The organism is Thermoleptolyngbya sp. M55_K2018_002, from assembly GCF_015295965.1.
GTDB classification, from domain to species: Bacteria; Cyanobacteriota; Cyanobacteriia; order Elainellales; family Elainellaceae; genus Thermoleptolyngbya; species Thermoleptolyngbya sichuanensis.
On sequence record NZ_DVEA01000383.1, the window covers coordinates 1 to 5,208 of the forward strand.

Consider the following 5,208-nt stretch of genomic DNA (forward strand, 5'->3'; position numbering starts at 1 on the left):
TGCTGGCCCAGCCTGTAATCTCGACGTAAGACTCTAGACCATACTGAGCAATGGCCGCCTCTACCTGGGGACGCAATTCGCCATCGCCCACCAGCACGAGCTTGAAGGGAATACCCTCCGCCGCCAGCGGGGCGATCGCCTCCAGCAGCAGCAGATGTCCCTTTTGCTCACTCAGGCGACCCACGCAGACCAGTTGCTGGGTTTCAGGAACCGGAGTCGCCGCCTGGGTCAAGAATTCTTCATCTACGCCGCAGTGAACCACCTGAATCTTGCGCCAGTCGGCAGCCTCACACCAGCGCATCAGTTGGCTCTTACCAAAGGCACTGATCGCCACCACCGCTGCCGCCCGCCGGATCTTTTCGGGTAGCAGCAGCGCCTCTGGTCGGTCAAATTCTTCGGGGCCATGCACCGTAAAGCTGTAGGTCGTCCCGCCCAGCGCGTGACACAACATGGCTACGGTCGTGGAGTTCGTACCAAAATGAGCATGGACATGCGTAATTCCCTGGATCTCAAACTCGCGTCGCAAAATGCAGGCTTCTGCTAGGTAAGCCAGATGGTGAGCCAGTCCGCGCTGACCCCGACGACTAATCTTCAGCGTAAAGGCAAGTGCTTTTAGAAACTGTCCGGGATGAGCGAATGCGGTTTGAATCAATCCCTTTGCCAAGCCGGAGATGCCCCGCGACAAAATCACCTGAGTTTTGTGCAGTTCTGCCTGGTCGCCAGGATCGACCAGTTCGCCGCCGCAGGAGCGCACCGAAAAGCGAGCGACGGGCGTGCCCCCAGCCTCCAGCGCCAGGATCTCTCGCCGGATAAAACTGTGGCTGACCTTGGGATATTGATTCACCAGATACGCAATCGTCATGGCTGCTTTTGCAGGGGTGATGTGCTAGGGGCGGGCTGAGGCTGCGCCCCAATCTAGTGTGCCCATCCGGGATGGGGTGGTAACATTTGCCACGCCAAGTATGCGTTGCAGAAACTTCCAACGGCTGGACTGAAACCGGATCGAGGGGCAATATCAACCTGGTTTTAAGCACGCCAAGATGCATCAAAGCCGAAGCAAATCCTGGCCATCTCCGCAATTTTGACTAGACTTGCGGGCGTTACTGAGAGCCAGCAGTTGGGCATTCTAAAGCCAGAGTTTCTGAATCAACGCAGCGTGCGATCGCCCGCTCTGCCTTTATCCAGCACCAAACAGCACCGAGCAGCACCGAACTTGAAAATCCGCTCATTCACCTAAGCCCAATTCAAACTGCACCGATCGCAAAGATGCGTCTCACTTAAAAATCAGCGTCTATGACACCCCCAATCCAGACTGTTGCGACTCATCTTCCTGACGCTCTCTGCCCTCCTGTGCCGCAGCGTGTCCGTCCAATCGCCCACCGCAACAATATCCGTGTTAATACGGCATTAACGGTTTTCATTAGCACTATTGCCCTGCCCGTCATTAGCGCCACTACCCTCCCTGTTGCCGCGCAAACGTCTTCGACAGGCACGGCTTCGACAGGATGGACAGCAACCCCGACCTCTCCTGCTGCGCCGATGACAAACGCCCCAGCGCAGGGACAACCCTCGCCCCAACCGGGGTTGCAGCCCTTGATGCCGCTCCTGCCCGCCGCACCCCAAACGGACTCGCCCTTCACCCTCCAACAGCCCCTACCCGCCGCCCAAAGCCGCGATACCTACATCCTGGGCGCAGGCGACGCGATTCGCATTGATATTTTCGACGTGCCAGAATTCAGCGGGCAGAACGGGCAGTACACCATTCTGTCGGATGGCTCTCTAAACCTGCCCTGGATTGGCAATGTATCGGTGCAGAACATGACGCTGGAGCAGGCCGCCAACACCCTAGCTCAGCGCTACGCCCGCTATATCGACGATCCGCTGATTACCGTAACGCTGCTGGCTCCCCGGCCCATGCGGATTGGGATTATCGGTCAGGTGAATCGCCCTGGAATTTACACGGTCAACCCAGCAACGGGCGCAACCTCCCAAAAGCAAACCGTCAGCACCGCCATCCAGGCGGCGGGCGGCATCACCCAATTGGCCAACGTGCGGGCTATCGAGGTACGCCGCCCCACGCCCAGCGGAGAGCAGAGCATTACGGTTGATCTGTGGCGCTTCTTGCAGGCCGGCGACATTTCTCAAGATATTGCGCTGCAAGATGGCGATACGGTGGTCATTCCTCAGGCCGACACTATCGACCCGGCAGAATCCGCCCAGATCGCCGCCGCCAGCTTTTCCCCCGCTACGATTAACGTCAACATCGTGGGCGAGGTGATGCGACCGGGCACTATTGCGCTGCCGCCGAATGTCTCGCTGAATCAGGCCATCATGGCGGCGGGCGGGTTCAATCGGCAGCGGGCCCGCCAGAGCGAAGTCAGCCTGATCCGGCTAAATCCCGACGGAACCGTGACGAAGCGCGACGTAGAGATTGATTTTGCGGCCAGCCTGAACGATGCCACCAATCCGCCGCTTCGCAGTAACGACATTATCGTCGTCGGGCGATCGTCCCTCGCATCTACCTCTGATTTCCTAAATACGCTGCTCAGCCCGCTCAACGGCGTGTTTTCCATTTTTCGCGTGTTTGATGGGCTGGGCAATCTCCTGGCCCCGTCGCCCCGGAACCCTTAGAGCAGAGGGGCGTTGCTCAAATGGCTCAGGGTTTTGGCAATTTCTGGCGAAGACGCATGGCTGGTTCGGTTGGGGGTGCATTCTAGAACCGCCTTTCAAAAAACGCCTTTCAAAAAACGCCTTTCAGAGTAGGGCGTTCAACCTGAAATTTAAGCGCGGATTCTCAAGGTTCTAAGCAAAAAATTCAGGGGTTCCTATCAGCCTTTAAGCCCTAGCGGTTTCCATAGGCAAATGGATGACCCCGCATTGCGAGAGACATCACAGCGAGAAAACTATGGATCAGGATTTGGATTTGCAAGCCCTCGATGAGCCAGGGGAAGCCAGCGCTCCGAAAAAGGGCGGACTGCCGATCGGCGGACTGATCCGCATGGTGAAGCGGAAGATCTTGATCATTGGAGGAATGACGGGGGCATTGTCGATCGCTGCCTGGTTATCCACTGCCTCTGATCTGCCCACCTATCGCGGCAACTTTCAACTGCTGGTGGAGCCTGTGACCTCGGAGGCGCGGATCGCCGAGCCAACGGCGCTGACCCGTTCTGCGGGCGGTGTGCCCAGTCGGGACATTTTCAGCCTGGACTATCCGACGCAACTGCAAATTTTGCGGAGTCCCAAGGTGCTGGAAGAGGTGTATGAAAAGGTTCAGGCGAAGTACCCAGCGTTTACTTACTTTCAACTCATCCAGGGGTTAGAGCTGGGGCGGATTGGCAATACCCGGACAACGGAAACGAAGATTTTGCAGGTGGGCTACTCTGGCTCTGATGCGGAACTGGTGCAGATGGTGCTGAATGAGCTGGCGAGTAAGTATCTGCGCTATAGCCTGGAGGATCGGAAGTCTCGCATTAGTGAGGGGGTGAAGTTCATCGAGGATCAGCTTCCCAGCCTGCAACGGCGGGTGGCTGAGCTAGAAAAACAACTCCAGGAATTGCAGCAATCCTACGAACTCATCGATCCATCTTCGCAGGGGGGGCAAATTTTTTCGCAACTCCAGACGGTGACGGAGCAGCAAGTCGCAACCCAGCAGCAGATTCAAGAACAGCGCGTGCTTTACAATACGCTGCAACGGCAGTTGGGTCTGTCGCCCAATGAGGCGATCGCCGCTTCGGCCCTCAGCCAAGATCCCCGCTATCAGCAGTTGCTCAGCAGCATCAACGAAATCGACAGTCAGATTGCGCTGGAGTCGAGCCGATTTACCGACGAAAGCCCGATTATTCAGCGATTGCGACAGCGGCAGGCTAACTTGACGACCGTGCTGGGGCAGCAGGCCAATCGCATTTTGGGACCACAGCTTGCCCGCAAGGCGGATTCGCTGACCTATCAAGATTCGCTGCGGCTGGGGCTGATTCAACAACTGATCACGACAGCTAACGAGATGCAGGTGTTGCAGATGCGGGATCAGTTTTTGGCGCGGCGACAGGCAGAGGTTTCGCGCCAAGTGCAGCAGTTTCCGGCGATCGCCCGTCGGTATGCCGAGATTCAGCGCGAGCTGGGCGTGGCCACCCGCACGCTGGATCAACTGCTGGGGCAGCGCGAGACGCTGCGAGTAGAAGCCGCCCAGACGCAAGTGCCGTGGGAACTGATCTCAGAACCCATGCTGCCTCGTGATCCTAGCGGCGCTGCCATTCCCGACCCCAATAGCTCTCGCAAGAAGCTGATGATGGGCATGGTGGCCGGGCTGGTGCTGGGACTGGGAACGGCAGTGCTGATTGAAAAGCGGCAAAACATCTTTTTCGGCGCAGAAGACGTGAAAGATGCCGTGCCCGTGCCTCTGCTGGGGGTGCTGCCGGCCTGCGCCACGGCCGACCCCTGCGGCAGCTTGCTCAGCATTGCGCCCAGCAGTGGGGAACTGAGCGAGGATGCCTTCCCGTTTCTGGACGCGGTGAACAATTTCTACGCCAGCCTGCGGTTCCTGAACCCCAACAACCTGGTGCGATCGCTCGTCGTTTGCTCTCCTGCGGCGGGCGACGGCAAGACCACCACTGCCCTCCACCTGGCGCAGACGGCGGCGGCGGCGGGGCAGCGCGTGCTGCTAGTGGATGCTAACCTGCGATCGCCCAAGCTGCACAGCATTCTGAACTTGCCGAATGAATGCGGGCTGAGCGAACTGCTGGCCCAAAAAGTCTATCCCGAAGATGCCATCCAAGAGTGCCCCAGCCTGGAGCATCTGTGCATCCTCACCGCAGGACAAACGCCCCCCGGCACGACCAAAATGCTGGCCTCGCCCCAGATGAAAGACCTGATGGCGGCGTTTGATGCCCAGTTTGACCTGATCCTGTACGACACGCCCAACCTGGGCAGCACGGTGGATGCCAACTTTTTGGCGGCTCAGGCAGACGGCATCTTGCTGGTGCTGGCATTGCGCCAGACGGCCTATTCCAAGACCAAAGAGGTGCTGAAAAAGCTGGAGGAATTTCACCTGCCGATCATTGGAACCGTTGCCAACCGGGCGATCGCCCCTGCTGAAGTGTCTGAAGAAGACGACGAATACAATGAAGATTCTGAGGGAATTTGGGCGGCAGCAGTGGCGGAGTTGGAACCCGACTATGATCCTGCCTACAATGTCGATGTTGATGACCTCGA

Annotated in this window: 3 protein-coding genes; 2 read left to right on the top strand and 1 reads right to left on the bottom strand. The window is 58.1% G+C overall.

Annotated features, from left to right (window positions below):
- A partial coding sequence (locus IGS51_RS19725) for a glycosyltransferase (RefSeq protein WP_297080496.1) occupies positions 1-862 on the bottom strand: 862 nt, incomplete at its 3' end.
- A 488-nt stretch (positions 863-1,350) separates the two neighbouring features.
- On the opposite strand from IGS51_RS19725, the gene IGS51_RS19730 reads away from it, so the two are divergent.
- Positions 1,351-2,631, top strand: coding sequence for a polysaccharide biosynthesis/export family protein (locus IGS51_RS19730; protein ID WP_297080497.1), 1,281 nt, complete (start codon positions 1,351-1,353; stop codon positions 2,629-2,631).
- 274 nt (positions 2,632-2,905) lie between these two features.
- On the top strand, positions 2,906-5,208 hold a 2,303-nt coding region (locus IGS51_RS19735), incomplete at its 3' end, for a tyrosine-protein kinase domain-containing protein (protein ID WP_297080498.1).